The sequence below is a fragment of the Pantoea stewartii genome (assembly GCF_011044475.1).
GTDB lineage: Bacteria > Pseudomonadota > Gammaproteobacteria > Enterobacterales > Enterobacteriaceae > Pantoea > Pantoea stewartii.
The window spans coordinates 213,542-238,234 of the sequence record NZ_CP049115.1 but is presented as its reverse complement, the minus strand read 5'-3'; the positions used below and the strand labels follow the sequence as shown (position 1 = coordinate 238,234).

The 24,693-nt window shown below is 54.8% G+C and carries 28 protein-coding genes; 16 read left to right on the top strand and 12 right to left on the bottom strand.

The window, feature by feature from the left end; translation table 11 throughout:
• Nucleotides 1–86 precede the first annotated feature (86 nt).
• From rsxA to nth, 7 genes are read left to right on the top strand one after another with little or no spacing between them, the layout of a single operon-like run.
• Nucleotides 87–668: an electron transport complex subunit RsxA gene (rsxA, locus tag G5574_RS01115; protein WP_013025663.1), complete on the top strand. Its 582-nt coding sequence runs from the start codon at nucleotides 87–89 to the stop codon at nucleotides 666–668.
• Nucleotides 668–1,246: an electron transport complex subunit RsxB gene (gene rsxB / locus G5574_RS01110; protein ID WP_033741239.1), complete on the top strand. Its 579-nt coding sequence runs from the start codon at nucleotides 668–670 to the stop codon at nucleotides 1,244–1,246. The genes rsxA and rsxB overlap by 1 nt, the downstream gene beginning before the upstream one ends.
• On the top strand, nucleotides 1,239–3,758 hold the full coding sequence (rsxC, locus tag G5574_RS01105) for an electron transport complex subunit RsxC (protein WP_164481877.1): 2,520 nt from the start codon (nucleotides 1,239–1,241) through the stop codon (nucleotides 3,756–3,758). The genes rsxB and rsxC overlap by 8 nt, the downstream gene beginning before the upstream one ends.
• Complete coding sequence (gene rsxD, locus G5574_RS01100) at nucleotides 3,759–4,817, top strand: electron transport complex subunit RsxD (RefSeq protein WP_164481876.1); 1,059 nt, start codon at nucleotides 3,759–3,761, stop codon at nucleotides 4,815–4,817. It abuts the gene before it with no gap.
• Nucleotides 4,818–4,820: 3 nt separating this feature from the next.
• Nucleotides 4,821–5,453 (top strand): electron transport complex subunit RsxG, encoded by a 633-nt coding sequence (gene rsxG, locus G5574_RS01095; protein ID WP_006119019.1) that lies wholly within the window; start codon nucleotides 4,821–4,823, stop codon nucleotides 5,451–5,453.
• Nucleotides 5,446–6,150 (top strand): electron transport complex subunit E, encoded by a 705-nt coding sequence (locus G5574_RS01090; RefSeq protein WP_054633871.1) that lies wholly within the window; start codon nucleotides 5,446–5,448, stop codon nucleotides 6,148–6,150. Before rsxG ends, G5574_RS01090 begins: the two co-directional genes overlap by 8 nt.
• The gene (gene nth / locus G5574_RS01085; RefSeq protein WP_006119017.1) at nucleotides 6,147–6,779 is read left to right on the top strand and encodes an endonuclease III; all 633 of its coding nucleotides are present in this window, start codon (nucleotides 6,147–6,149) and stop codon (nucleotides 6,777–6,779) included. The genes G5574_RS01090 and nth overlap by 4 nt, the downstream gene beginning before the upstream one ends.
• A gap of 43 nt (nucleotides 6,780–6,822) precedes the next feature.
• Here the strand turns inward: nth and G5574_RS01080 are convergent, their stop codons facing one another.
• On the bottom strand, nucleotides 6,823–7,527 hold the full coding sequence (locus G5574_RS01080; protein ID WP_006119016.1) for a CTP synthase C-terminal region-related (seleno)protein: 705 nt from the start codon (nucleotides 7,525–7,527) through the stop codon (nucleotides 6,823–6,825).
• A gap of 597 nt (nucleotides 7,528–8,124) precedes the next feature.
• On the opposite strand from G5574_RS01080, the gene dtpA reads away from it, so the two are divergent.
• Together dtpA and gstA are read left to right on the top strand one after the other, a co-directional pair.
• The gene (gene dtpA / locus G5574_RS01075) at nucleotides 8,125–9,609 is read left to right on the top strand and encodes a dipeptide/tripeptide permease DtpA (protein ID WP_033741223.1); all 1,485 of its coding nucleotides are present in this window, start codon (nucleotides 8,125–8,127) and stop codon (nucleotides 9,607–9,609) included.
• A gap of 153 nt (nucleotides 9,610–9,762) precedes the next feature.
• Nucleotides 9,763–10,368 carry a glutathione transferase GstA gene (gstA, locus tag G5574_RS01070; protein WP_174250611.1) on the top strand — a complete coding sequence of 202 codons (606 nt, stop codon included), beginning with the start codon at nucleotides 9,763–9,765 and terminating at the stop codon, nucleotides 10,366–10,368.
• A gap of 29 nt (nucleotides 10,369–10,397) precedes the next feature.
• Here the strand turns inward: gstA and pdxY are convergent, their stop codons facing one another.
• From pdxY to uraH, 5 genes are all read right to left on the bottom strand, one after another.
• Nucleotides 10,398–11,258, bottom strand: a complete 861-nt coding sequence (gene pdxY, locus G5574_RS01065) for a pyridoxal kinase PdxY (RefSeq protein ID WP_006119013.1) — start codon at nucleotides 11,256–11,258, stop codon at nucleotides 10,398–10,400.
• Between the two features lie 56 nt (nucleotides 11,259–11,314).
• A complete protein-coding gene (tyrS, locus tag G5574_RS01060) occupies nucleotides 11,315–12,589 on the bottom strand; it encodes a tyrosine--tRNA ligase (protein ID WP_033741218.1) in 1,275 nt (424 codons plus the stop codon).
• Between the two features lie 136 nt (nucleotides 12,590–12,725).
• Nucleotides 12,726–13,382 (bottom strand): pyridoxamine 5'-phosphate oxidase, encoded by a 657-nt coding sequence (pdxH, locus tag G5574_RS01055; RefSeq protein ID WP_033741468.1) that lies wholly within the window; start codon nucleotides 13,380–13,382, stop codon nucleotides 12,726–12,728.
• A gap of 23 nt (nucleotides 13,383–13,405) precedes the next feature.
• Complete coding sequence (locus tag G5574_RS01050) at nucleotides 13,406–13,720, bottom strand: MliC family protein (RefSeq protein ID WP_006119010.1); 315 nt, start codon at nucleotides 13,718–13,720, stop codon at nucleotides 13,406–13,408.
• Between the two features lie 275 nt (nucleotides 13,721–13,995).
• Nucleotides 13,996–14,412 (bottom strand): hydroxyisourate hydrolase, encoded by a 417-nt coding sequence (gene uraH, locus G5574_RS01045; RefSeq protein ID WP_006119009.1) that lies wholly within the window; start codon nucleotides 14,410–14,412, stop codon nucleotides 13,996–13,998.
• Between the two features lie 219 nt (nucleotides 14,413–14,631).
• On the opposite strand from uraH, the gene G5574_RS01040 reads away from it, so the two are divergent.
• The 4 genes from G5574_RS01040 (at nucleotide 14,632) to ycgZ (ending at nucleotide 16,424) form a co-directional block, all read left to right on the top strand.
• Nucleotides 14,632–14,865 carry a YgdI/YgdR family lipoprotein gene (locus tag G5574_RS01040; RefSeq protein WP_033741212.1) on the top strand — a complete coding sequence of 78 codons (234 nt, stop codon included), beginning with the start codon at nucleotides 14,632–14,634 and terminating at the stop codon, nucleotides 14,863–14,865.
• A 31-nt stretch (nucleotides 14,866–14,896) separates the two neighbouring features.
• Nucleotides 14,897–15,124 carry a YgdI/YgdR family lipoprotein gene (locus tag G5574_RS01035; RefSeq protein WP_033741210.1) on the top strand — a complete coding sequence of 76 codons (228 nt, stop codon included), beginning with the start codon at nucleotides 14,897–14,899 and terminating at the stop codon, nucleotides 15,122–15,124.
• 563 nt (nucleotides 15,125–15,687) lie between these two features.
• Nucleotides 15,688–15,957, top strand: a complete 270-nt coding sequence (locus G5574_RS01030; protein WP_033741209.1) for a hypothetical protein — start codon at nucleotides 15,688–15,690, stop codon at nucleotides 15,955–15,957.
• Between the two features lie 227 nt (nucleotides 15,958–16,184).
• Nucleotides 16,185–16,424, top strand: coding sequence for a regulatory protein YcgZ (gene ycgZ, locus G5574_RS01025; protein ID WP_033741208.1), 240 nt, complete (start codon nucleotides 16,185–16,187; stop codon nucleotides 16,422–16,424).
• Nucleotides 16,425–16,568: 144 nt separating this feature from the next.
• Here the strand turns inward: ycgZ and G5574_RS01020 are convergent, their stop codons facing one another.
• The 5 genes from G5574_RS01020 to umuD all read right to left on the bottom strand — a co-directional run bounded on the left by G5574_RS01020 (nucleotide 16,569) and on the right by umuD (nucleotide 20,358).
• Entirely contained in the window at nucleotides 16,569–16,772 is a 204-nt protein-coding gene (locus tag G5574_RS01020; protein WP_033741206.1) for a hypothetical protein, read from the bottom strand.
• A gap of 143 nt (nucleotides 16,773–16,915) precedes the next feature.
• Nucleotides 16,916–17,557, bottom strand: a complete 642-nt coding sequence (locus G5574_RS01015) for a TetR/AcrR family transcriptional regulator (protein WP_369974372.1) — start codon at nucleotides 17,555–17,557, stop codon at nucleotides 16,916–16,918.
• Nucleotides 17,558–17,697: 140 nt separating this feature from the next.
• On the bottom strand, nucleotides 17,698–18,543 hold the full coding sequence (gene hchA / locus G5574_RS01010) for a glyoxalase III HchA (protein WP_033741201.1): 846 nt from the start codon (nucleotides 18,541–18,543) through the stop codon (nucleotides 17,698–17,700).
• Nucleotides 18,544–18,670: 127 nt separating this feature from the next.
• Complete coding sequence (gene umuC / locus G5574_RS01005) at nucleotides 18,671–19,936, bottom strand: translesion error-prone DNA polymerase V subunit UmuC (protein WP_033741199.1); 1,266 nt, start codon at nucleotides 19,934–19,936, stop codon at nucleotides 18,671–18,673.
• Between the two features lie 2 nt (nucleotides 19,937–19,938).
• Nucleotides 19,939–20,358 carry a translesion error-prone DNA polymerase V autoproteolytic subunit gene (gene umuD / locus G5574_RS01000; protein ID WP_033741198.1) on the bottom strand — a complete coding sequence of 140 codons (420 nt, stop codon included), beginning with the start codon at nucleotides 20,356–20,358 and terminating at the stop codon, nucleotides 19,939–19,941.
• Nucleotides 20,359–21,021: 663 nt separating this feature from the next.
• On the opposite strand from umuD, the gene G5574_RS00995 reads away from it, so the two are divergent.
• Entirely contained in the window at nucleotides 21,022–21,309 is a 288-nt protein-coding gene (locus tag G5574_RS00995; protein WP_155489647.1) for a helix-turn-helix transcriptional regulator, read from the top strand.
• Between the two features lie 213 nt (nucleotides 21,310–21,522).
• Here G5574_RS00995 and G5574_RS00990 read toward each other — a convergent pair whose 3' ends face one another.
• Nucleotides 21,523–22,389 (bottom strand): LysR family transcriptional regulator, encoded by an 867-nt coding sequence (locus tag G5574_RS00990; protein WP_162285647.1) that lies wholly within the window; start codon nucleotides 22,387–22,389, stop codon nucleotides 21,523–21,525.
• A gap of 272 nt (nucleotides 22,390–22,661) precedes the next feature.
• On the opposite strand from G5574_RS00990, the gene bla reads away from it, so the two are divergent.
• Together bla and G5574_RS00980 are read left to right on the top strand one after the other, a co-directional pair.
• Nucleotides 22,662–23,543, top strand: coding sequence for a class A beta-lactamase (gene bla, locus G5574_RS00985; RefSeq protein WP_052133179.1), 882 nt, complete (start codon nucleotides 22,662–22,664; stop codon nucleotides 23,541–23,543).
• A gap of 228 nt (nucleotides 23,544–23,771) precedes the next feature.
• Complete coding sequence (locus G5574_RS00980) at nucleotides 23,772–24,560, top strand: BPL-N domain-containing protein (protein ID WP_164481875.1); 789 nt, start codon at nucleotides 23,772–23,774, stop codon at nucleotides 24,558–24,560.
• Nucleotides 24,561–24,693 lie beyond the last annotated feature (133 nt).

The window sequence follows — 24,693 nt, the reverse complement described above, 5'->3', positions numbered from 1 at the left end:
GTTGGCGGCTGGCAATAATGCGATGGAGTTGTGATGCAGCGCTTTATCAATGATAATAAGCCGCTTTCTGGTATTCAGGCGAAAAAATGACCGATTATCTTCTCCTTTTTGTTGGCACAGTGCTGGTGAACAACTTCGTGTTGGTGAAGTTTCTCGGCCTTTGCCCGTTTATGGGCGTTTCCAAAAAGCTGGAAACGGCCATTGGCATGGGCCTCGCCACCACGTTTGTGATTACGCTGGCCTCCATTTGCGCGTGGCTGGTGAATCACCTCATTCTGGTTCCGCTGGACTTAGTGTATCTGCGGACCATGGCTTATATCCTGGTGATCGCGGTTGTCGTTCAGTTCACCGAAATGGTGGTGCGCAAAACCAGCCCATCGCTGTATCGCCTGCTGGGTATTTTCCTGCCGTTGATCACGACAAACTGTGCGGTACTGGGCGTCCCCCTGTTGAGCGTTAACCTCAATCACACCTTTCTTCAGGCGGCGCTGTATGGATTCAGCGCCTCGCTGGGCTTCTCGCTGGTGATGGTGTTATTTGCCGGGATGCGTGAGCGTCTGGTGCTGGCGAATGTCCCGGCCCCCTTCAAAGGGAATTCTATTGCGTTGATCACCGCGGGGCTGATGGCACTGGCCTTTATGGGCTTTACAGGTCTGGTGAAATTCTGATGAGTGCAATTTGGATAGCGGTGGCGGTACTGAGCGCCCTGAGCCTGGTCTTTGGTGCCCTGCTGGGTTACGCGTCACGCCGCTTTGAAGTCGAAGAAGATCCCATTGTTGAGCAGATTGACGCCGTGTTGCCGCAGAGCCAGTGCGGTCAGTGTGGTTACCCCGGCTGTCGTCCCTATGCTGACGCCGTGGGCAACAATGGCGAAGCCATTAACAAATGCGCGCCCGGTGGTGAGCAGACCATGCTTAAGCTGGCCGCCCTGCTCAATGTTGAGCCACAACCGATCGATGGCGATGACGAGGCCAAAGCGCCCGTGCGTACCGTCGCGTGGATTGACGAAGAAAACTGTATTGGCTGCACAAAGTGCATTCAGGCCTGCCCGGTTGATGCCATCGTCGGTGCCACGCGCGCCATGCATACCGTGCTGAGCGATGTCTGCACCGGCTGCGATCTGTGTGTCGCCCCCTGTCCTACCGACTGCATTGAAATGCGTCCGGTTGCCACCACCACGGCCAACTGGAAGTGGGATCTGAATACCATTCCTGTTCGGGTGATCCCGGTAGAGAGTCATGCTTAATCTGCTTAATTTCTTTAAAAAAGAGAAGATCTGGGATTTTCAGGGCGGGATTCATCCGCCTGAAATGAAAACCCAGTCCAACGGCACGCCGCTCGCTGAATTGCCGCTGCCGCACCGGTTTATCATTCCCCTGAAGCAACATATTGGCCACGAAGGCGAAATTTGCGTTTCCCCTGGCGATAAGGTGCTGCGCGGCCAGCCGCTTACGTTTGGACAGGGCAGAATGCTGCCCGTACATGCGCCCACGTCGGGCGTCATTGACGCTATCGCTCAGCACATGACAGCGCACCCGTCTGGCCTGTCAGAGCTGTGTATTTTTCTGACGCCTGACGGTGACGATCGCTGGATGCCGCTCTCCCCGCTTCCGGACTACCGTCAGCATGAACGCAGCGCCATTCTTAAACGCATACATGATGCCGGCATCGCCGGTCTGGGCGGCGCGGGCTTCCCGACGGCCACCAAACTGAAAGGCGGCCTGCAGGGCGTCAACACGCTGATCATTAACGCGGCTGAGTGCGAACCTTACATCACCGCTGACGATCGTCTGATGCAGGACTACGCCGCCGAGGTGCTGGAAGGATGCCGCATTCTGGCCTGGGTGCTTCAGGCGGAGCGCGTGCTGATTGGTATCGAAGATAACAAACCCGAGGCTATCGCCGCCCTGAAGCAGGCGTTGGGTGGTGAGCGGGATTTACAGATCCGCGTTATCCCGACGAAATATCCGTCCGGCGGCGCTAAGCAGCTGACCAAAATACTCACCGGCATGGAAGTGCCGCATGGTGGTCGCTCTACGGATATTGGCGTGCTGATGCAAAACGTCGGTACGGCATGGGCCGTGAAGCGCGCCATTATCAATGGCGAACCGATCACCGAGCGCGTGGTGACACTCACCGGTGAAGCCATCGCGCAACCCCGGAACGTGTGGAGCCGCTTAGGGACGCCAATCAGCCACCTGTTGCACCAGGTCGGTTTTCACCCTTCACCAGGACAAATGGTCATTATGGGCGGCCCGCTGATGGGCTTTACCCTGCCGTCGCTGGATGTGCCGGTCGTGAAGATCACCAACTGTATTCTGGCCCCGTCCGGCACTGAGATGGGCAACACGCAACAGGAACAGTCCTGCATTCGTTGCTCTGCCTGTGCTGACGCCTGTCCGGCCAACCTGCTGCCACAGCAGCTGTACTGGTATAGCCAGGGGGGCGATCACGATAAAGCCCGTGCCCATCACATTGATGACTGCATTGAATGTGGTGCGTGCGCCTACGTCTGCCCGAGTAACATTCCGCTGGTGCAGTACTATCGCCAGGAGAAAGCTGAGCTGCGCGCCATCGACCTGGAAGCCAAACGCACGCTGGAAGCGAAAGCGCGTTTTGAGGCACGCCAGGCACGACTGGAGCGGGAAAAGCAGGCGCGTGAAGCACGTCATGCTGAAGCCAAACAGCGCGTAGCCCGCAGCGAAAGCGGAGAACTGGCTGCGGCAAAAGCCCGCGCCAGAGCGAAACAATCTGCTGAGAATGAAGATGCCGCTGCCGAGGCACGTCATGCGCAGGCCCGGTTACGACAGGCTGAGGCACAGGCGGAAACCCAGGCGCTGAGTCGTCAGACGACCGATCCACGCAAGGCTGCGGTTGAAGCGGCGATTGCACGTGCCAGAGCGAAGAAACCGGTGACGCCTGACAGTGCGGACACGACTGAAACGGCGGTGGCGGATCCACGTAAAGCCGCGGTGACCGCCGCCATCGAACGTGCCAAAGCGAAGAAAGCTGCCCAGGCGGCGGCTGACGCTGAGACGGCCGACACCGCATCTGAAGATCCACGTAAAGCCGCGGTGACCGCCGCCGTCGAACGTGCCAAAGCGAAGAAAGCCGCCCAGGCGGCTGACGCTAAGACGGCCGACACCGCATCCGACGATCCGCGCAAAGCCGCGGTAGCCGCTGCCGTCGAACGAGCCAAAGCGAAGAAAGCCGCTCAGGCGGCGGCTGACGCTGAGGCGGCCGACACCGCATCCGACGATCCGCGCAAAGCCGCGGTAGCCGCTGCCGTCGAACGAGCCAAAGAGAAGAAAGCCGCTCAGGCGGCGGCTGACGCTGAGGCGGCCGACACCGCATCCGAAGATCCGCGCAAAGCTGCGGTGGCCGCTGCCATTGAACGTGCCAAAGCGAAGAAAGCCGCCCAGGCGGCGGCTGACGCTGAGGCTGCCGACACCGCATCTGAAGATCCACGTAAAGCTGCGGTGGCCGCCGCCATTGAACGTGCCAAAGCGAAAAAGCGCGCTGCCGCACAGGCGCAGGCAGAAGACGCGTCCCGTGAGGCGGCTGTCGCGGCGGCCGAAGCGCACAGGGACGTTGAGCAGGCAGAGAGGGCGCAGGAGCAGGCTAATCATGCCAATGCCGAAGCCGAAGAGGCACCTGAACTCGATCACCCCGCCGATGCGCGTAAAGCCGCGATTGCGGCGGCTGTCGCCCGTGCCAAAGCGCGTAAAGCGCAATCGACATTGACACCTGAGGATTAAATGGCGTTCCGTATCGCAAGTTCACCTTATACTCATAACCGCCGCAGTACCGGCAACATCATGATGCTGGTTATCCTGGCGGCGCTGCCTGGTTTTGCCGCGCAGTGCTACTTTTTTGGCGTGGGAACCTTATTGCAGGTTGTGTTGGCCTCGCTGACAGCGTTGCTGACAGAAGCGGCTATCCTGCGCCTGCGTAACACACCGGTCGCCCCTCAGCTGGCCGACAACTCCGCCCTGCTGACGGCAATTCTGCTGGGGATCAGCATCCCGTCTCTGGCCCCCTGGTGGTTAGTGGTGGTCGGTACGGTATTTGCGATTGTTATTGCCAAACAGTTGTACGGTGGCCTGGGACAAAACCCCTTCAACCCGGCCATGGTCGGCTATGTCGTTCTTCTGATCTCATTTCCGGTTCAGATGACCAGCTGGATGCCGCCAGAAGCCTTACAGGTGATTAAACCCGGCGTGCTGGACTCGCTGAGCATGATCTTTACGGGTCATACCCTGGCGGGCGATACGTTACAGCAACTGCAGTTGGGCGTAGACGGTGTCAGCCAGGCTACACCGCTGGATACCTTTAAAACCGGCTTGCGCGCAGGCCACAGTGCAGAGCAACTGTTAGCCCAGCCCATTTACAGCGGCGTTCTGGCCGGTCTGGGCTGGCAATGGGTCAACGTGGGTTACCTGCTTGGCGGGGTATTCCTGCTGTGGAAAAACACCATTCGCTGGCATATTCCGGCCGCGATGTTGCTGTCGCTGGCCGTCTGCGCCACGCTTGGTTGGTTACTGGCTCCCGCCTCGCTGAACAGTCCGCTAATTCATCTGTTTTCCGGGGCGACGATGCTGGGCGCATTTTTTATCGCCACCGATCCGGTTACCGCCTCCACCACTGACCGTGGCCGTCTGATTTATGGTGCCCTTATTGGTCTGCTGGTATGGCTCATTCGGAGTTTTGGCGGTTATCCGGACGGCGTTGCTTTCGCCGTTCTGCTGGCTAATATATGCGTACCGCTGATTGACTATTACACGCAGCCGCGCGTTTACGGTCATCAAAAGGATTAAATGATGCTGGACACCATACGCAAGAATGGCGTGACCCTGGCTCTCTTTGCCGCGATTACCACCGGCGTTACTGCTGTTGTAAATACCGTGACCAAACCCACCGTCGAGCACCAGACGCAGTTACAGCAAAAAAATCTGCTGGATCAGGTGGTGCCGACCGATATGTACGATAACCACATTCAGCAGGAATGTTACGTTGTCACTGATGCGGCACTGGGTAATGCCAGCCCTCATCATCTTTATCTGGCGCGAAAAGGCAACGAACCTGTGGCCGCCGCCCTGGAAACCACCGCTCCGGATGGCTATTCTGGCGCGATTCAGATGCTGGTCGGCGCGGATTTTCACGGTAAGGTACTCGGCGTGCGGGTGATTGAGCACCATGAAACGCCGGGCCTGGGGGACAAAATCGAGTTACGGATTTCTGACTGGATCAACAGTTTTAATGGCAAAGTGGTAACCGGGCCGAATGACAAAGCGTTTGCCGTCAAAAAAGATGGCGGCGAATTCGACCAGTTTACCGGTGCCACCATTACCCCGCGCGCCGTCGTGAATGCCACCAAACGTACGGCATTGTTAATTGAATCCCTGAAAGGGAAACTCTCTTCGTTACCCGAATGTGGAGACGCCAATGAGTGAAGCGAAAAACCTGCTGGTCGGCGGGCTGTGGAAAAATAACTCGGCGCTGGTGCAGCTGCTGGGCCTGTGCCCTTTGCTGGCGGTGACCGCCACGGCCACCAATGCTCTGGGGCTGGGGCTTGCCACGACGCTGGTGCTGACCCTGACAAACAGTTTTATTTCGGCCTCGCGTCGTTGGGTGCCTTCTGAGATCCGTATTCCTATCTACGTGATGATCATCGCCTCTGTCGTAAGCTGCGTGCAGATGCTGATTAACGCTTACGCCTACGGTCTGTATCAGTCACTCGGTATTTTTATTCCGCTGATCGTGACCAACTGCATCGTAGTGGGCCGGGCTGAAGCCGTGGCCTCGAAAAGCAGTATTCCCCTTGCCGCACTGGATGGCTTTGCTATCGGTATGGGCGCCACCTGCGCAATGGTGGTACTGGGATCGATCCGTGAAATCATCGGCAGCGGCACATTGTTTAACGGTGCGGATCAGTTACTGGGTCCCTGGGCTAAAGTGTTGCGTATTGACGTGATTCATTTTAACTCGCCAATGCTGCTGGCAATGCTCCCGCCGGGTGCCTTTATCGGTCTGGGCATGATGCTGGCGGGGAAATATGTGATCGATCAGAAAATGAAGCAGCGCGCAGCGCGTCGCGCAGAAGACGCGGCGCTTGATGCGCCGCAGGGCAACACGGGAAAAGCCGTGTGAACCAGACGAAACGCATTGAGATTCTCAGTCGTCTGCAGCAGGCCAACCCTCACCCTACGACCGAGCTGCAGTTCACCTCGCCGTTTGAACTGCTGATTGCGGTTCTGCTGTCGGCTCAGGCGACGGACGTGAGCGTTAACAAGGCTACTGCAAAGCTGTACCCCGTGGCGAATACACCTGCTGCGATGCTGGCGCTGGGCGTGGACGGCGTGAAGGAGTACATCAAAACGATCGGCCTGTTCAACAGTAAAGCCGAGAACGTGATTAAGACCTGCCGTATTTTACTGGACCAGCACGGCGGTCAGGTGCCTGAAGATCGCGCCGCGCTCGAAGCCTTACCTGGCGTCGGCCGTAAAACGGCTAACGTGGTGCTGAATACGGCTTTTGGCTGGCCGACGATTGCGGTGGATACGCACATTTTCCGCGTCTGCAACCGGACGAATTTTGCGCCGGGTAAGAACGTCGAGCAGGTCGAAGAGAAACTGTTAAAAGTCGTGCCGAAGGCGTTTAAAGTCGACTGCCATCACTGGCTGATTCTGCACGGTCGTTACACCTGCGTGGCGCGCAAACCGCGTTGCGGGTCCTGCCTGATTGAAGATCTGTGTGAATATCCCGATAAGGTCGAATAAGCCCGGATAACAGCCTGTGACTGGTCACAGGCTGTTTTACTGTTCAGCGCTGACGCTGCGCCAGCGCCGCCCGCATCCAGGCCATCACCAGCGGCGAATCCTTATCCTGTAATGCCGCCCGTTCGGACTGGAATAAGGTGGCGACATAGAAAGGATGATCGGTCAGTTCAATGCCGCGCACATCGCCGTTCAGATCCCAGGACGTGATCCGCATGTTTTTACCCTGCAGCGCCGCACTGAAAGCCGGGTTCACGCCAAAATTGCAATGATAACCTTCATCGCTGGTCAGCGCACCGTAGGCGCTGGCCATACGCGAGCCGGGTGCAAACGTGACCTCCCCTCGCTGTTCGACCAGTGAGCAGCTTAGCGGCGCAATCACCATCCGACCGGTTTCGCTGGTTTCGGCATGACTGGCATCTTCCCAGCCCAATACGTGGCGGGCATAGTCGATAACCGCATACTGAAACCCGCCACAGGAGCCGAGAAAGGGCTTACCGTTTTCCCGTACCCAACGCAGCATGCTAAACACGCCGTCATCGTTTTTATAGGGGCTGCCGGGCACCAGCCAGACGGCATCATGCTGCGTAACGGCGGACAGATCATCTAAATCCGGGGTGGGAATCCAGTCAGGCTCAATCGGGATGGCAAGGTGCGCCGCGGCGCGCGCCAGCGCCAGGGGAATGGATTGATGCGAAACAGCGTCCGGGCGGTAGTCACCCACTAAGGCGAGACGTAAAGATAACGACATAGCAACATCCTTTTTAGGAAATAAAGAGGCTACGTGAGTGCGCGTGCGCTGTCGAGCAGGTGAGCGCATTTTTGCTGGTTTTTTACGCCTGTTAATTAAGGGCCGGACGCATTATTTCCTGATGAAACCATTTTTCTTCTGCTGAAATAACAGCGAATAATGTGAGTTTAATCAACTTTATTGCGCACCCGAGGTCGTTTTGCGTCATAATATGCAGATTATTTCAGCAAAACGACGTCAAAAGCCGCATTTCCGGCGCTTTATTCTGATGAAAGATCACTTTCCAAAGCAAAGCTCTACGCAACCGCCGTTTAGTGGTTAATGTCATTATTGACGATCTGAAAAGCTCCACGCAGGTATTTTGAACCAATAAAAAACCTGAAAACATGACAAAATTTCAATCAGTAATATTTATTTAGGTTTTAACACCATATTGACCCTGTCTGGCAGAAGGTAGAAAACGCTTGCCCTGCCGCCTTTATTCAGCCAAATTAGTCGCCGTTTTTCCCATCTAATAAAAATCTGGCCCATGGTGTGATCACATGGCGCGGACGGAATGCCTGTCACGACGCAGGATATGAAATAACAGAGGTACAAGTGTCAACTGCAAACAAACACACCGACGAGGCCGTCAGCCTTAATGCTTTTAAACAGCCCAAAGCGTTTTACCTGATCTTTTCAATCGAATTATGGGAACGTTTTGGCTACTACGGCCTGCAGGCCATTATGGCCGTCTATCTGGTTCGACAGCTGGGCATGTCGGAGTCCGACTCCATTACCCTGTTCTCGTCCTTTAGCGCACTGGTTTATGGTCTGGTCGCTATCGGCGGCTGGCTGGGCGATAAAGTGCTGGGAACCAAACGCGTTATCGTGCTGGGTGTACTGGTGCTGGCCATCGGCTACGCGCTTGTCGCCTTCTCCGGTCATAACGTCAGCGTCGTCTATATCGGTATGGCGACTATTGCGGTGGGCAGCGGCTTGTTTAAAGCGAACCCCTCTTCCCTGCTTTCCACCTGCTACGAGAAAGACGATCCGCGCATTGATGGCGCCTTTACCATGTTCTACATGTCCATCAACATCGGCTCACTGTTTTCAATGATGCTGACGCCGTGGTTAGCCGAAAAATATGGCTATAACGTGGCGTTTTCGCTGTCGGTGATCGGCCTGGTCATCACGCTGCTTAACTTCCTGTTCTGTAAGCGCCTGGTGAAAGACTTTGGTTCCAAACCGGACTTTGCCCCACTCCAGTTCGGCAAACTGCTGATGACGCTGGCAGGTATTGTGGTGTTGATCGCCCTGGCTAACTGGATGCTGCACCATCAGGCCATTGCCCGTATTCTGCTGGGCCTGATTGCGCTGGGCATTATGGTGATCTTTGCCAAAGAAGCCTTCGCACTGAAGGGCGCGGCACGTCGCCGTATGATTGTCGCTTTCCTGCTGATGGTCGAAGCCATCGTCTTCTTCGTGCTTTACATGCAGATGCCTACGTCGCTGAACTTCTTTGCGATTCGTAACGTTGAGCACACCCTTTTTGGCATTACCTTTGCGCCAGAGCAGTTCCAGGCGCTGAACCCGTTCTGGATTATGCTGGCCAGCCCCATTCTGGCAGCCGTGTATAACAAGCTGGGCGACAAGCTGCCGATGCCGCACAAGTTCGCTATCGGCATGGTGCTGTGTTCTGCCGCGTTCCTGGTATTGCCTGTCGGCGCGAAATTTGCCAGCGATGCCGGTATCGTGTCCCTGAACTGGCTCATTCTCAGCTATGGCCTGCAAAGTATCGGCGAACTGATGATTTCGGGACTGGGCCTGGCGATGGTGGCACAGCTGGTTCCACAGCGCCTGATGGGCTTTATCATGGGCTCATGGTTCCTGACCACCGCGGGTGCTGCCGTCATTGCCGGTAAAGTGGCCAACCTGATGGCGGTGCCTGAAAACGTTACCGATCCGCTGATTTCGCTGGTCACGTACGGCAAAGTGTTCCAGCAGATCGGTATTGCCACCGCCGTCATCGCTGTGCTGATGCTGGTGACGGCCCCGCTGCTGAACCGTATGACGCAGACGACGGAAGCGGAAAAAGCCTGAGTGCGATTTTGACACGCAGCAAAAACCGGGCCTTGCCCGGTTTTTTTGTTTTTGTCGCCGATCGGTTCCTGGTAGATTACTCATGCTAATAACTGGTAATTCTGCCACAGGGGATTACTATGCAAACACGACTCGCAACATGGTGGCTTCATGATGAAACTGTTTTGTAAAGCTGGTGCCTGTTCTCTTTCACCCCATATTGTTCTGCGTGAATGTGGTCTGGATTTCACTCAGGTCAATGTCGACCTGCAAACCAAGCTCACCGAGCGCGGGGATGATTTTCGTCAAATCAACCCCAAGGGTCAGGTACCGGCGCTGCAATTAAGTGAGGGTAATGTCCTGACCGAAGGCGCGGCGATTGTGCAGTACCTGGCCGATCTCAAGCCCGATCGTCATCTTCTGGCCCCCGTCGGCAGCCTGACGCGTTATCACACCATTGAGTGGCTCGGCTACATCAGCAGTGAGTTACATAAGAGTTTTTCACCGCTGTTCCGCAACGATGCGCCCGACGAGTACAAAGCGCTGGTGCGCCGTCAGCTGGAGGCAAAATTTGCCTGGGTAAACGGTGAACTGCAGGACAAGCCGTGGCTGATGGGCGTGCATTTCAGCGTTGCGGATGCTTATCTGTATGTGGTGACGCGCTGGGCGAAAGCGCTGAACCTGGATGTCAGCGCGTTGAACCACCTGCAACAGTGGTTTGCGCGCGTTGAAGAACGGCCATCGGTTCAGGCCGCGCTAAAAGCGGAAGGCCTTATCTGACACGATCAGGGCCGTTACCGGCCCTTTTTTTACAGCTTCTCTGCCGGAAAATAGTGCGTTGGCCGGGCAATAGCGTCCTGCGCGGCAACCAACTGCAGCTCATATTCCCCCATCTCATGCGTTTTCAGCATCACTTCATAGACGGCGGCCGTGACGTGCTCCAGCGCCGCCTGCAGCGACTGTCCGTGCAGCAGATCGACCAGCAATAAGCCGCTGGTTAAATCGCCCACGCCTACAGGCTGGCGAACGCCAAAGTCCACCAGCGGACGGCTGATGTGCCAGGCTTCGTCGGCGGTGACCAGCAGCATTTCAAAGCGATCGCTGCGGCGTCCTGCCCGTGCCAGATGCTTAATCAGCACCACTTTTGGCCCCTGCGTGATCAGCAGGCGGGCAGCCTCAACGGCGGATTCGACACTGGTTACCGTGCGTTCGCTGAGCATTTCCAGCTCCAGCAGATTTGGCGCGATGATATCGCTGGCCGGTAGCGCCATTTTGCAGTGAAACTCCGCCACGCCCGGTGCCACAATGCAGCCCTTTTCCGGATGCCCCATGACCGGATCGCAAAAATACCAGGCCTCGGGGTTGGCGGCTTTTACCTGATGCACGATGTCCAGAATCTTTTCGCCCTGTTCGGCCGATCCCAGATAGCCGCTTAACACCGCATCACAGGTTTTCAGGCGGTCGATATCGGCGATGCCTTTGACGATGTCGGTGAGATGCGACGCCGGCATGACGGTGCCGGTCCAGTGCCCATACTGCGTATGATTGGAAAACTGCACGGTATTCAGCGGCCAGACGTTCACGCCCATACGGCGCATCGGGAACTCTGCCGCCGCATTGCCTGCATGACCAAACACCACGTGCGACTGAATTGCTAAAACGTTTTTCACTTTTTTACCCTGTCGTGCCTTGCCATAAAAAAGGGCCGGAAACCGGCCCTGAAAAGCTACTGCCAGTTGATCAGGCAGTAATGTTTTTTACCGCGGCGTAATAACGTGAAGCGGTTAAACAGCTTGTCGCTGTCGCGGAAGCGGTATTCCGCATCCGACTGCTTCTCACCGTTCAGCGATACGGCATTTGAGCCAATCATGGTGCGCGCCTGGCCGCGTGACGGTACCAGCTCCGCTTTAACCAGTGCCTGCTGCAGATCGTCCTCAGCAGACAGCGTAATGGTGGGCATGCCGTCCTGCGCCAGCTGTTCGAAATCAGCCTCGGTCATGTCACTGAGCGCACCGGAGAACAGACTTTCCGTGATGCGTTTCGCGGCTGCCAGACCCTCTTCGCCATGAACCAGGCGCGTAACCTGCTCGGCCAGTACATACTGTGCACGCGGCGCGGTTCCGCTGTTTTTATCTTCTTCTTCCAGGGCAGTAATCTCTTCAATGCTCAGGAATGTGAAGAATTTCAGGAAACGGTAAACATCCGCATCGGCGGTGTTGATCCAGAACTGGTAGAACTTGTACGGGCTGGTTTTCTTAGCATCCAGCCAGACCGCGCCGCCTTCGGTCTTACCGAACTTGGTGCCGTCCGATTTGGTAATCAGAGGAACGGTCAGACCAAACACTTGGTTCTGATGCAGACGACGTGTCAGATCGATACCGGAAGTGATGTTGCCCCACTGGTCCGAGCCGCCGATCTGCAGCGTTACGCCGTGCAGTTCGTTCAGGCAGGCAAAATCATAGCCCTGCAACAGGTTGTAGGAGAATTCGGTAAACGAGATCCCCTGGTCGTCACGGTTCAGACGCTGTTTGACCGCTTCCTTGTTGATCATCTGGTTAACCGAGAAGTGTTTACCAATGTCACGCAGGAAGGTCAGCACGTTCATATTGCCAAACCAGTCATAGTTGTTGGCCGCAATCGCACTGTTCGCACCACAGTCAAAATCCAGGAATGGCGCAACCTGTTTACGGATTTTTTCGACCCATTCACCGACGGTTTCGCTGGTGTTGAGCTTACGCTCTGCCGCTTTAAAACTGGGATCGCCAATCAGACCGGTTGCGCCGCCCACCAGCGCCACCGGCTTGTGTCCGGCGTCCTGAAAACGTTTCAGGCAGAGCAGCGGTACCAGATGGCCCAAGTGCAAGCTGTCAGCAGTGGGGTCAAAGCCGCAATAGAGCGAAATTGGCCCTTGCGCCAGTTTCTCGACTAACGCGTCTTCATCCGTCACCTGGGCGATCAGGCCCCGTTCTTGCAATTGTTGTATCAGGTTACTGCTGGTCATCACTGACTCCAAATTGATCAGACTGCACCTAGGCTGGTACACAGCTTTCCGCTGAGTTGCGGAAGAAAAAAATGAGGGCTATAGCATAAAGCGCTGACGGCTTCTGTGCCAGCGCTGATAAGGGGAAAGCGCAGTTTTACGGGGCGAGTCGGTCAATTTTCCAGCCGTCGTTATCCCGTTGGTAGAGGAAACGATCGTGAAGGCGATGTTCGCCCCCTTGCCAGAACTCCATGGTGTTAAATTTTACCCGATAGCCGCCCCAAAAACTGGGCAGCGGCACATCGCCCTGCTGGAATTTCTGCTTCAGTTCCAGAAACTTCGCTTCCAGCACACCGCGTGCAGAAATCCGGCTGGACTGACGCGAAACCCAGGCACCGATCTGGCTGTCACGCGGGCGGCTGCTGAAATATTTCAGGACGTCCAGCGGCGACAGTTTTTCGACTTCGCCCAGCACCATGACCTGGCGCTCCAGAAAATGCCACGGGAAATGCAGCGAAATACGCGGATTGTTGGCCAGATGTTGTGCTTTACGGCTGCCGAGGTTGGTATAGAACACCATGCCCTGTTCATCATAATGCTTCAACAGCACGATACGCTGATAAGGCTGGCCTTGTTCATCGACCGTGGCTACCGTCATGGCTGTAGGATCGGGCAATTGTGCCTCGCAGGCCTGCTTTAACCAGCTTTCGAACAGCGCCAGCGGATTATCCGGCAAATCGTTACGACGCAGACCACCGCGCGTGTATTCACGACGCAGGTGGGCAATGTTTTGCAGCATTTCATTGTCACTCATCATGCACACTCACTCAGATAACGTTAACCAGCCGGTTGCAGCTCGCAGTCATTCACGACGATTTTATCGTTGCGCTCAATAAAAGCACCGTTTCCTTTAGACCAGAAAACATACTGTCCGTCGCTGTAGCGGGCCCCGGAGGCAGAAACGGTTTGCGTCAGCGTCAGCGGTTTGCCATCCATGATAAAGCTGACCTGATCTTTAGCGTTATCCAGGGTGACGGTGAGCGGCAAGGTGCCACAGCGATAGTGTAACGTTTCTGGCGCGGGCGACGATTTGTGCATCAGGCTGCAGCCTGACAGCATGACCATGGCAACCACAGTTAATCCTTTTCGCATCAGCGATTCTCCTGTACGTAAAGCAGGCACAACGCGCCCTGCTTTGTTCGGTATGAAGGTTCCGGCACCGGCAGGTTAACCGTTCCGGCACAGAGGGGCAATTTAACCGATGATCGCCCCCGTAGCAGCAAAAGTTTTTTTGTCCGGACGTGGCAAGGTGAAGACTGCAAAGCCAGGGTTTGGTCGGGAAAACGCGACATCGCGCGGCGATGACCAGGGCGGAGGGGGCGAAAGAGACCGGCAACACCCGGGTATTCAGGCGTTGCCGGTGAGGATTAATTACCGCGATAGGTAGAATAGCCGTACGGGCTCAGCAGCAATGGAATATGGTAATGCGATTCACTTTTGTCCATGTGAAATATCACCGGAATTTCCGGGAAAAAGGACGCGTGCTGAACCTTCTGATAATAATCTCCCGTTTTAAATACAACTTTATAATCGCCCGTTTCATATTGTTTATCTGTCGGGAATAGTGCACTAATTCTGCCGTTTTTATCGGTTACCCCTGAGGAAAGCTTAACCCACTTGCCCTGTTCTTTATGTTCGAGGTCAACAGAAATACCGGGAGTCGGCGTGCCGGTCTCCAGATTTAATACGTGTACACTCAGCGGATTCTTCATCGCGGTTGTTTCTGCCGCACAAGCAACGGAACCCATTAATAACGCTGCAACTGCACCCATTTGCCATTTCATTCTCGATTCCTTTTTTCGTTAACCTGTCAACGAGCGTAAAGGGCCGCAGACTAAATACCAAACCGCAGGCGCTAAATGTGAAATTTCTGAGAGGCATAAATACGCTTTAGCTATTCGCGCTTTTTCTGCGCAAGTGCGTTTATTGTTTCGCTCACCGCCCTGCAAAATTCTCAAAAGCGACTATGCTGTTTAATTCAAGGTCCACTTCAAGGAGATGAAATGCATACTAAATCCCTGTCAGCTGCCGTTTTGCTTGCCCTCTCTCTGGCAACGTTAGCCGGTTGTTCTTCCAACCAGTCCATTAAAACGTCAGACGGCCGTACAATAGTGACCGATGGTAAGCCTCAAATTGACAGCGATACGGGGCTGGTGTCCTATCGTGACGCCCAGACAGGCAAAACCGAACAAATTAATCGCGATCAGATCAGCAATATGAGTGAACTTGATAACTAACGGACTCAATCACAGAAATAAGGTGGATAATATGAAGAAGACTCTGATTTTACCGCTGGCAGTTTTGATCGGCATGACCGCATTAACAGGCTGTACCCGCACAAGCTACGCTATTCATACCAACGATGGCCGCACTATTATCAGCGACGGTAAGCCGTCTGAATCTGATGCCGGTTTACTGGGTTATACCGATGCCAATGGTGTGAAACAGCAGATCAATAAAGCGGACGTTAAAGCCGTTTCCGAAGTGCCAAAATAACAGCGTTGCCGCCTGATCAGGGCGGCTTTTTTATTTCCTGCCGCCTCTTCATTGCTTCACCCTCTCAATATCTTTTTATCCGGAAATAACGGTTCGTCGTAAACAGTGTAATAACGACTTACACGGCATGATCAGGGCTCATATATCCTTTTGTCTTTCTGACGCAGGCGCTCGCCTGTTATGGCCTTTTTCATTACTTCTCACTTTGCTTTGCGACAACACAAAAACATTAGCATCTCTTTCTTATGTACATTTTATTTACAGCGTCAGGTTGCGGTCCGGAATGCCGCTGACGGCCAGGTCACCGTGTCAGGGACCTATCGTAATTTCAGGCCAGTTCGCCACTATCTAGTGGTTTAATCACTTCAATTCTGGCGGATAAAACGGGTCTGTATAAATTTTCGCTCGCTTATTAAGGTGTTAGCCTGCGGTATGAAAGTTCACTTTTTTTAATGTTTTCTTTGATAGGTATCACCGAATGAAATCACACTATCGCTATTCATTCCTTTTACTAAACTGATCACTGGGTCGACGACATTCTCACTCACTCTCAGGAGGTGCATATGAATTTTCACGATGAGGCTACCGGTCATAAGATTATTGGTGAAGCTGCGGTGAACCTGGCACTACAGAATGAGGAGATCACGGTGGTTTCACTGATTCGCCAGCTCAGCACGATGGCGGACCATGAAAGCGACGATGAGCGCGTGCTCCTGATCGCCGATGCGCGTAAATGGCTGAAAAGCTTTATTAACGTGGCCACGCGCGAGCGGGCCGAACTCAACTGGATGGTAGTAACGGGCCAGGTTCCCGCCAATGTGACCGAGCATTAACGCTGACAGGTTAATGCGATACCGCGCTTCGCGGACGCCGGATGCGTCCGCGTTTACTGCGTGCCAGCTGTCTGTATTCTCTCTGTGTTCGCTTTCCGCCCTTCTCTCTGTCCCCGCCTGAATCGCGCCGCACGCTTTTTCTGCGAAAATAGCTGTACAAGTTTTATTTTATTGTATAACTTTACGCTACTTTCAACTGACTACTTTTGAACCACCCGAGAACCTCTATGCAACGCAATCATCGCTTACCGCAGAGCGCCGACGATATCTCCCGCTATTTTTCTGCGGCGGGTCTCCCTTCACAGCAGGAAATGCTGGGGCAAATCGTGGTAGATATTTTACGCGCCGGCCAGAACGTGAACCGTAAGTCTATCTGCACTAAACTGCTGCGCCGTCTTGAGCTGTCAGCCAGTCAGGAAGAAGAGCGCCTTTGCCGTGAACTGATTGGGTTGCTGTTTGGTCGTTAAGACGGCCAGTGACTGCCGTGACGGGACGGGGCATCGTTGCGAAGCCGTTGCGGCCTTTTCGCTGCTGCTGCTGGCATTATTGTTGCTGCTGTCGTTACTGTGACGTGATGGCCGTACAGGCTTCCTTGCTTCAGCCCGTCGTCATTAATGGAGTTTATGTGCGAGGATACGGATAGCCTCTTCGCAGGTCTGTCGGGTCGTTTTACAGCTTGTCTGGAGACTTTGCTGGTGCAACGCACCAATAATTTCCTGCAGTGTGAGCGTTTTACCCGGCTGCAGGATGCCTGACACAACGCGCCCTAAAAGCGCGTGAATCTCTTCACCGATGTTTGCCCTGTCATGTTTCACGCATAATCCTCAAATTTTACTTTTTCTGTAACAGCAAAGTGTTTTAGAGAAGGCACACTGTGCCTGTGTCTGGCAGCCCATGGGTGACCGGCCGCCCTGCATGGATGACATAAGGGAATATTTACTTCCTAAATGAGCAAAGATTAATCCAGGATTTTCAGGGCCAGCGCAATCGTAGCCTGTTCATCGTGTACATCCGCCACCTTGCCGGTAACACGCATACCAAAGGCAATACGCAAAATCAGTCCTGCAGCCGTCTCCACATCCAGGTCGCGCCTGATGGAGCCATCATGCTGCCCTTCCTGCAAAAGTGACATCAGAAAGGCCTTATTGCGGAAGATAACCTGTGTAACCTGTTGGGACAGCTCCGCATCCAGCACCTGTAATTCAATAGCACTGCCTACGACCAGACAGCCGGTGCGCCCTTCCGTTGACCGCGAAGAATCCAGATAAAACTGGAGTAGTTCACTTAACTTTGCGCGGCCGGTCGAAAAGCGGGCCAGGCGTCCGCGCAGATCCTCGTTGCGGACCGTGATATAACGCTGAAAAACCAGCAGGAACAACGATCGCTTGTCCTGAAACGCTTTGTAGATACTACCGACAGAAAGCTGCATTGCCTCACTCAAATCGTTAAGCGAGGCGGCATGATATCCTTTCTGCCGGAACACGATCATCGCCTGGTCCAGAGCCTGTTCGATATCAAATTCTCTGGGCCTGCCGCGTTCTTTTTGTTTATTCGCTGTGGATTGTTGGCTGCTCATGACGACCAGTTTGAGAGGCTGCATTTCCGACATTACCCGGAAACGATAGGCAGAACGATTGTATCTCAGGCACCGGGTGCAAGTACACCCGAATCCCACCCCGGCGCATCGTCTGCACAAAGTGCGGTGCAGGCGATGCCGTGGTGGGATAAAAAGCAGGCCGATCAGGCGTTGGCTTTAAGCAGCTCGTCTGCCGCCAGTTTACCAAGCGCGTTCGCCGCAAAGGGACTGTCGCCCGTCAGTACCCGGCGATCTTTATGCACGGTCCCTTTAATATCGCTGTTCACCAGCGTCAGTCCCATGGCCTGAAGTTTCTCTCCGAAGAACCAGGTTAACTGTCCCGGCATGTAGCCGATATCTGGTGTTTGTTTGTCGGTCGCATCGGGGAAGGCGCAAATTTTATAGCCATTAAGCGGATTGTCGCCTTTGTCCAGAGCAAGAAAGGCAGCCGGGCCATGGCACAGCGAAATCAGGTGACGATCGTTGGCCAGCGTCCAGCGGATCACCTCAGCGACGGCTTCACTTTCGGGCAGCCCTATCAGCGCGCCGTGACCGCCCGGAATAAAGACGCCTGCGTACTCTGACCGGGGCGTCAGTGACTGAACGACAGCGTTCAGCGTCAGCGGGGAACGAAACAGCGACAGGCAGTGATTGTAAAAGCCAATGACCACCTCATCCTGCTGGGGCATCGCCCAGTGTTCAAACTTCACCATCTGTCCGGACAATGTCGCCACATCAAACTGGAAACCGGCCTGATACAGGTGATACATCGGAAGCAGCGTCTCAATCGGATGGTTACCGGTGGAAAACAGGGTGTCGTTATCAAGCGGCAGATAGCGCTCGTCGGTGCAGATCACCAGGACCTTTTTATTCCCTGAATACGGCTGGGGATAGTCGGCATCACCGAGATCAGATGTGGGGCGGGTGAACTGGTCAAGTGAGTAGGCAGAAGGAAAAAAGGCGTTATGTTCGGCCCGATCTGCCACCGGCGATTTACTGAGTTCTGACATGACAAAGCTCTCCTTAAGGGGATGGATACCTGTTTTAGCCTAGACCACAACGCCAGATTTAAACCGAGCGGCAGCCCAAACGGCCCCCTTATAAGAGCATTCTGTTGCTGTCATCCCTGCCCGCGCCTTACTTCACCACCGGCAGATCGCTGATGCGCGTGGTATAAGCCGGCGACAGCATTTCGCGCTTCATCGCCCAGCGCTTCTCTGTCCCCTGTCCGGCGAACCACATTTTCCCCTTGCCCGCTTTGTGGATCTGATCGATAACCTGCATCAGATCGTTACGGCCCGGGTTGACCGGTCGCTCATCAAACAAATCCAACTGAGTCACGCCGTGGTCAAAGAAGTCGCTCAGGACAACGCCCGCTTTGATATAGCGGTGGCCCGCGATCCAGATGTAGTCCAGCATGTCGGTCGCCACCCGGATAATGTCGCGCGTATCGTGCGACGGCGTCAGTAACTGACCAGTGGCCTGATTACCGTAAAAGTTTTCACCAACGGCATGGGGGCTGGTGCGCAGAAACACCCCGATTTGTCGGCAGTACTGTTTTTCTTTCCGCAGTTTTTCGGCGGCACGTTCGGCATAGGTACAGACTGCCTCACGCACCTGTGCATAGTCTGAAAGACGGCTACTGAAAGAACGTGAGCACATGATCTGCTGTTTGGTGGGTTCGAGGGCTTCTAAATCCTGACAGGGTTCACCGCATAATTCTCTGACCGTGCGTTCCAGCACCACGCTGAAATTCTTACGAATCAGGCTGGGACGCTGACGCGCCAGGTCTGCGGCCGAGGTTATCCCCATCTCCTCAAGCCGCTGGCTGAGACGGCGGCCAACGCCCCAGATATCCTTGACCGACACCTTCGCCAGCAGTTTTTGCTGGCGCACCGGATCGGACAGATCGACCACACCGTTGGTGTAGCCCGCCCATTTTTTGGCCGCAAAATTCGCCAGCTTCGCCAGCGTCTTGGTAGGGGCAATCCCGACACAGACGTTAAGATGAATTTCTTTTTTGATGCGTTTTTTAATCTGGTGCCCCAGGGTATCAAGCGACATGCAGTGGCTGACGCCGGTTAAATCCAGAAAGGCCTCATCAATCGAATAAATTTCTACCGACGGGGCCATTTCCTCCAGTAGCGTCATGACCCGGGTGCTCATATCCGCATACAGCGCATAGTTAGAGCTAAAGACCTGCACGTTATGGCGGGCAATGATTTCTCGCATTTTAAAAAACGGCACGGCCATGGTGACGCCAAGGGCTTTGGCCTCGGCATTACGCGCAATCACACAGCCATCGTTGTTGGAGAGCACAATAATGGGCTTGCCCTTGAGATCCGGTCGAAACACCGTTTCACAGGAGGCATAAAAATTGTTCACATCGACCAGCGCAAACATGATTAATAAACCGACTTGATCACATAGGTCACAACGCCAAACACTTCGAGCGCGTCTTCTGTGCTAATCACAATGGGTTTGAACTGACGGTTCATTGGCATCAGTTGCAGGCAGGGCTGAAGCTGAAGCCGCTTGACGGTAAATTCGCCCTCAATCGCGGCCACCACAATATCGCCATGAGAAGCCACCAGTGCGCTGTCCACCACCAGCATATCGCCGTCGTTAATGCCCGCTCCGGACATCGATTCTCCACTGACGCGCACAAAGTATGTCGAACTGGGATGCTGAACGATGAGCTTGTTCAAATCAATCCGCTGCTCAACGTAGTCCTGCGCCGGAGACGGAAAACCGCACGGCACCCGCTCGACAAACAGCGGTAATTGCAAAGGCGTGCTCACTTTTGCTGGCCTGATAAATTCCATATTCACCTCTCACGCCAAATTACTGTATATAATTACAGTAATAGCGATCTGCCAGTGCGATCAAGCGAAACCGGAGAGGTTTATGTAAACCAGTTGATGTGGATGGATATTTTTTTCTGCCCTTTTCACCGCCTTATGACAGGCCTGTGCAGCCATTAACCGTACCGGTTGTTTTTTCGCCGGCGCATGCAGAATTCTTCTCTTCGCTGAACGAATGTTTAAAAAGCACGGAACGCTGCCCGTTAGCGACGCGTATTTATTCGCCGCACAACCCGGGCGGAAATAATGCTGACAGCGTTAGCAACATCAATCGGCTAAGCGTACAAGCGGCGCGCAGACGATAACGGAAATAAACAACCGCCTGACCGTGCATAGTGATAAAAATAGCCCTAAGCAAGTCCGAAAAAGGCGTCAAAATAGCAGGCGATAAACGGGGTCTGATTTGCCAGCGCTGTTTCACGCTGCACGCTCGCCCTTTATGACGGGAAAATCACTACAGCCAATCTTTTTTGCAAAAATGAAGACAGGATCGCCGGATACAACGTTCATCTTTTGTGATGTGAACGTGTCTCATCCGGATTAAAAATGACAATAATCATATAGTTAAAAAAATAAGATAACGTGAAATGATTTATACTGTGATATCCAACACGTTTGCCTATCATGCCTGCATTACCGCCGAACACGGCTATCACCGTGGCATTGAAAAAAGCATTGAGAGGCAGAATAAAAATGGAATTGAAAAGTACACAGGGAAAAAAGGTCTATTTAACCGAGCAGGAACTTTCTTTAAGCTGGCTTTTTATGACCGGTATGACGGTTAACCAGATCGCGTACCAGATGGCTTCACCTGTACACGTCATCTATTATCTTAAGCAAAAAATCATGCAGAAAGTAGGCGTGAGAAATAACAGTGAGTTTATCCTCTGGCTGATTCATCTCAGAAAATAAAAAACGTCGCGCTGTTTTGCCCGCATGGCAGGATAATACGTTGCCTCCGCCCGTGTGATGAATACGCACAATGTCCGCGCAGGCATCATCGGTTAACCCTGCGCCGTCATCATGCCGGGATAACGTCACCGCGCGCCTGACTCGCCCTGCGCTTTCCGCCTGCGCCCGTAACCTGAGCGGCGTGTGGGGCGCATGGGCTTGTGACCGATCCGGTCAGCCATTTACCTGCTGCCTTATCCATTCGCGAAATATCTCCATCGATGGCGTCAGCGTTTTTGATCGCAGCCAGGTTAACCAGTAGCCACCGACATCAATCTCAATGTCAAAAGGCCGCACCAGGATGCCCGCCTCCAGCTCCCGCTGAAACATGCAGACCGGCACCAGCGCGACACCGCCCGTCTGAACCGCTGCCTCGACCATCAGCCGCGAGGAGTCGAAAACCGGACCAGTCATTCTGGGGGGCGTGATATTTGCCGCAGTGAACCAGTTGCCCCACTCATCCGCGCGATAAGAACGCAGCAGCGTTTCCCGTAACAGATCGCCGGGCTGCTGCAGCCGACGGGCGATATCCGGCCGGCAAAGCGCAGTCAGCGGTGCGGTAAACAGCGGTTCGTTGTGCGTTGCAGGCCAAGCCCCCGTTCCAAAGCGAATGGCATAATCGATGCCTTCGCCCGCCAGATTCACGACGTTATTATGGGTGCGCACGTTCACTTCCAGCGCAGGATGCTGCTGATGAAAGGCATCCAGACGCGGCAGCAGCCAGCCCAGCGCAAAGGTCCCGACACAGGCGAGGGTCATCACTTCGCGGTATTCACCCCCTTCAAACCGGCGCCAGGCTTTTTCAAGCTGGGTGAACGCCTCGGACACCTCGGCAAACAGCAGTCGGGACTCGTCCGTCATCTCCAGCCCACGCGGTAAGCGCCGGAATAACGTCACGCCCAGCCGCTCTTCAAGTAGCCTGACCTGCTGGCTCACGGCCGCCTGCGAGACGAAAAGTGCCATACCTGCGTGAGTAAAATTCAGGTACCGGGCCGAAGCATAAAAGGCCCGGAGTGCATTAAGCGGAACATCATTTTTCATTGTTAACCCCAGAAATTCTTTTGGCTCCTCTCAAATTATCTCGCTTGTCGATAATTTGAAATCCCTTACTCTTTCCCTCGTCACACTTTTGACAGGCGATATGTCCCGCAATAACGCGACCTTCGTGTAATAACGGGGGGCATCAGGTGGCAGAAACTGACATAAGTTTCACGAGGGGCGCATTTCACACGTTTCGCTCAGTACGCGCCGCTTCCTGAGGCGGTGAGGTGCCGGGTATGTCTGAATGCAGATACACATTAACGGAGGTTTATATGGCTACGGCTCCCCGGCTGCGCATCTGTGCAGCGGCAACCCTACTGGCGCTGGCGGTCCCTTTTGTCGCCGAGGCCCATTTCAATGACGCATTGTTAGCGCAACCTGTCCGGCAGCTGGAACACGCCGCAGGCGGACGCTTAGGCGTGGCGGCGATCGACACCGGTGATGGTTCTGTTTTTACTTATCGTGGTAACGAACGTTTTCCCCTTTGCAGCACCAGTAAAGTCTTTACGGTGGCGGCCATTCTGAAGAAAGCGGAAACCGCACAAGGCCTGCTGAATGAAAACATCGCGATTCGTCACGCCGACCTGGTGAATTACAACCCCGTGACCGAAAAACAGGTGGGCGGCACGATGACCGTGGCAGAACTCAGTGCGGCGGCCTTGCAGTACAGCGACAACGCGGCGATGAATAAACTGCTGACGCACCTTGGCGGGCCGCATGCCGTGACCGCCTTCGCCCGCAGCATCGGCGATAACACGTTTCGTCTCGATCGGACCGAGCCCACGCTTAATACCGCTATTCCGGGTGATACACGTGATACAACGTCACCGACAGCGATGGCGCAGAGCCTGCAAAAACTGGTTTTAGGCACGGCGCTGGCACCAGCTCAACGCCAGCAGTTAGCCGACTGGATGAAGGGCAATACAACCGGCACCTACAGCATACGTGCGGGTCTGCCTGCTGACTGGGTGGTCGCGGATAAAACCGGCAGCGGTGATTACGGCACCACCAACGACATCGCCGTGATCTGGCCACCGCATCATGCCCCGCTGGTGCTGGTGACCTACTACACGCAGACCGACAAACACGCGGCCTCGCGTAAGGATGTGCTGGCCAGCGCCGCAAAAATTATCGCCTCAGGTTATGAAAACTAAGCGACCGTAACGGCGTTAACACGTGATATGGCCTGTCTGTACGGGCTGTATCACGCCGCTGAAAAGGTTTGTCAGGTCAATAAACCCGTTGACAGGCATCCGTCACTTCCCTAAATTGAGCGCTTGCTCAAGTCACCGGTTTACCGCCAGCACGCCTGCCTGAGCACAGGCGACTGGCCGGGATTACGCCGTGCATACCCACGTTATTTAACCGACAGGAAACAACCTATGAGGCTGGCTTATCATGCAATCCTTCGCCCCCGTAACGGAAGACTGACCGCCCTGCTGCTTGTCTTAAGCCTGGTGCCCGGCGCGGTGCTGGCTGTCCCGCCGCCGCTGAACATCGCCGTTTATCGCGGCGCGGCAGGATGTGACGGCTGTTCGGAAATGGTGGTGAAATCGCTCCACGGCCTCACCCGGCCGGTTCGCACAACGTACATCGGCGAGCATGAAACGCTCAGGCTGACGGCACAGAACCTGCGTCAGTTTGATCTCTATATTCAGCCTGGCGGCGGTCAGGATATTCCCGCGGCTTATGCCGCACTGGGAGAGGAAGGCGTCCGGGCTATTCGACAGTTTGTTCGCAGCGGCAAGGGGTTTCTGGGTCTTTGCATGGGGGCCTACCTGGCAGACAGTCAGTGGCTGGGGCTGATTAGCTCACCGCTGGAATCGGAAGTGGGCCGTCCAGGCTCGGGCATTGCTGATGAGGGCGATTACACGATTCGCGTTGACTGGCAGCGTCAGCCAACGCGGTTCTATTATCAGGACGGTCCGTACCTTGAGGGCAATCAAGCCCGGGATGGTTTTACCCCTCTGGCCTTTTACCGGAATGGTGACGTCGCTATCGCCCACTATACGTATGGAAAAGGCACGGTTGTGTTAACCGGACCGCATCCGGAAGCCGACGAGAGCTGGATGGGCCAGGCAGACGGCGGTAAAGACGGCGTTGACACCACGCCCCAGGCAAAAATGTCCCGCCTGTTGGCCGGGTTTGATAACACCCGCCGCGTGCCTTAAGCCCGCACTGCGTGAGTGTCCGTGGCCGGGCGGCGTGGTCCTGTCGTGGCGGTACCGCTTTTCCTGTACGCGATGTGAGCGGCATCCGGATCGCTGCGTAGCTGTCTGTCGTGAATATAACCGGGAGAATCCG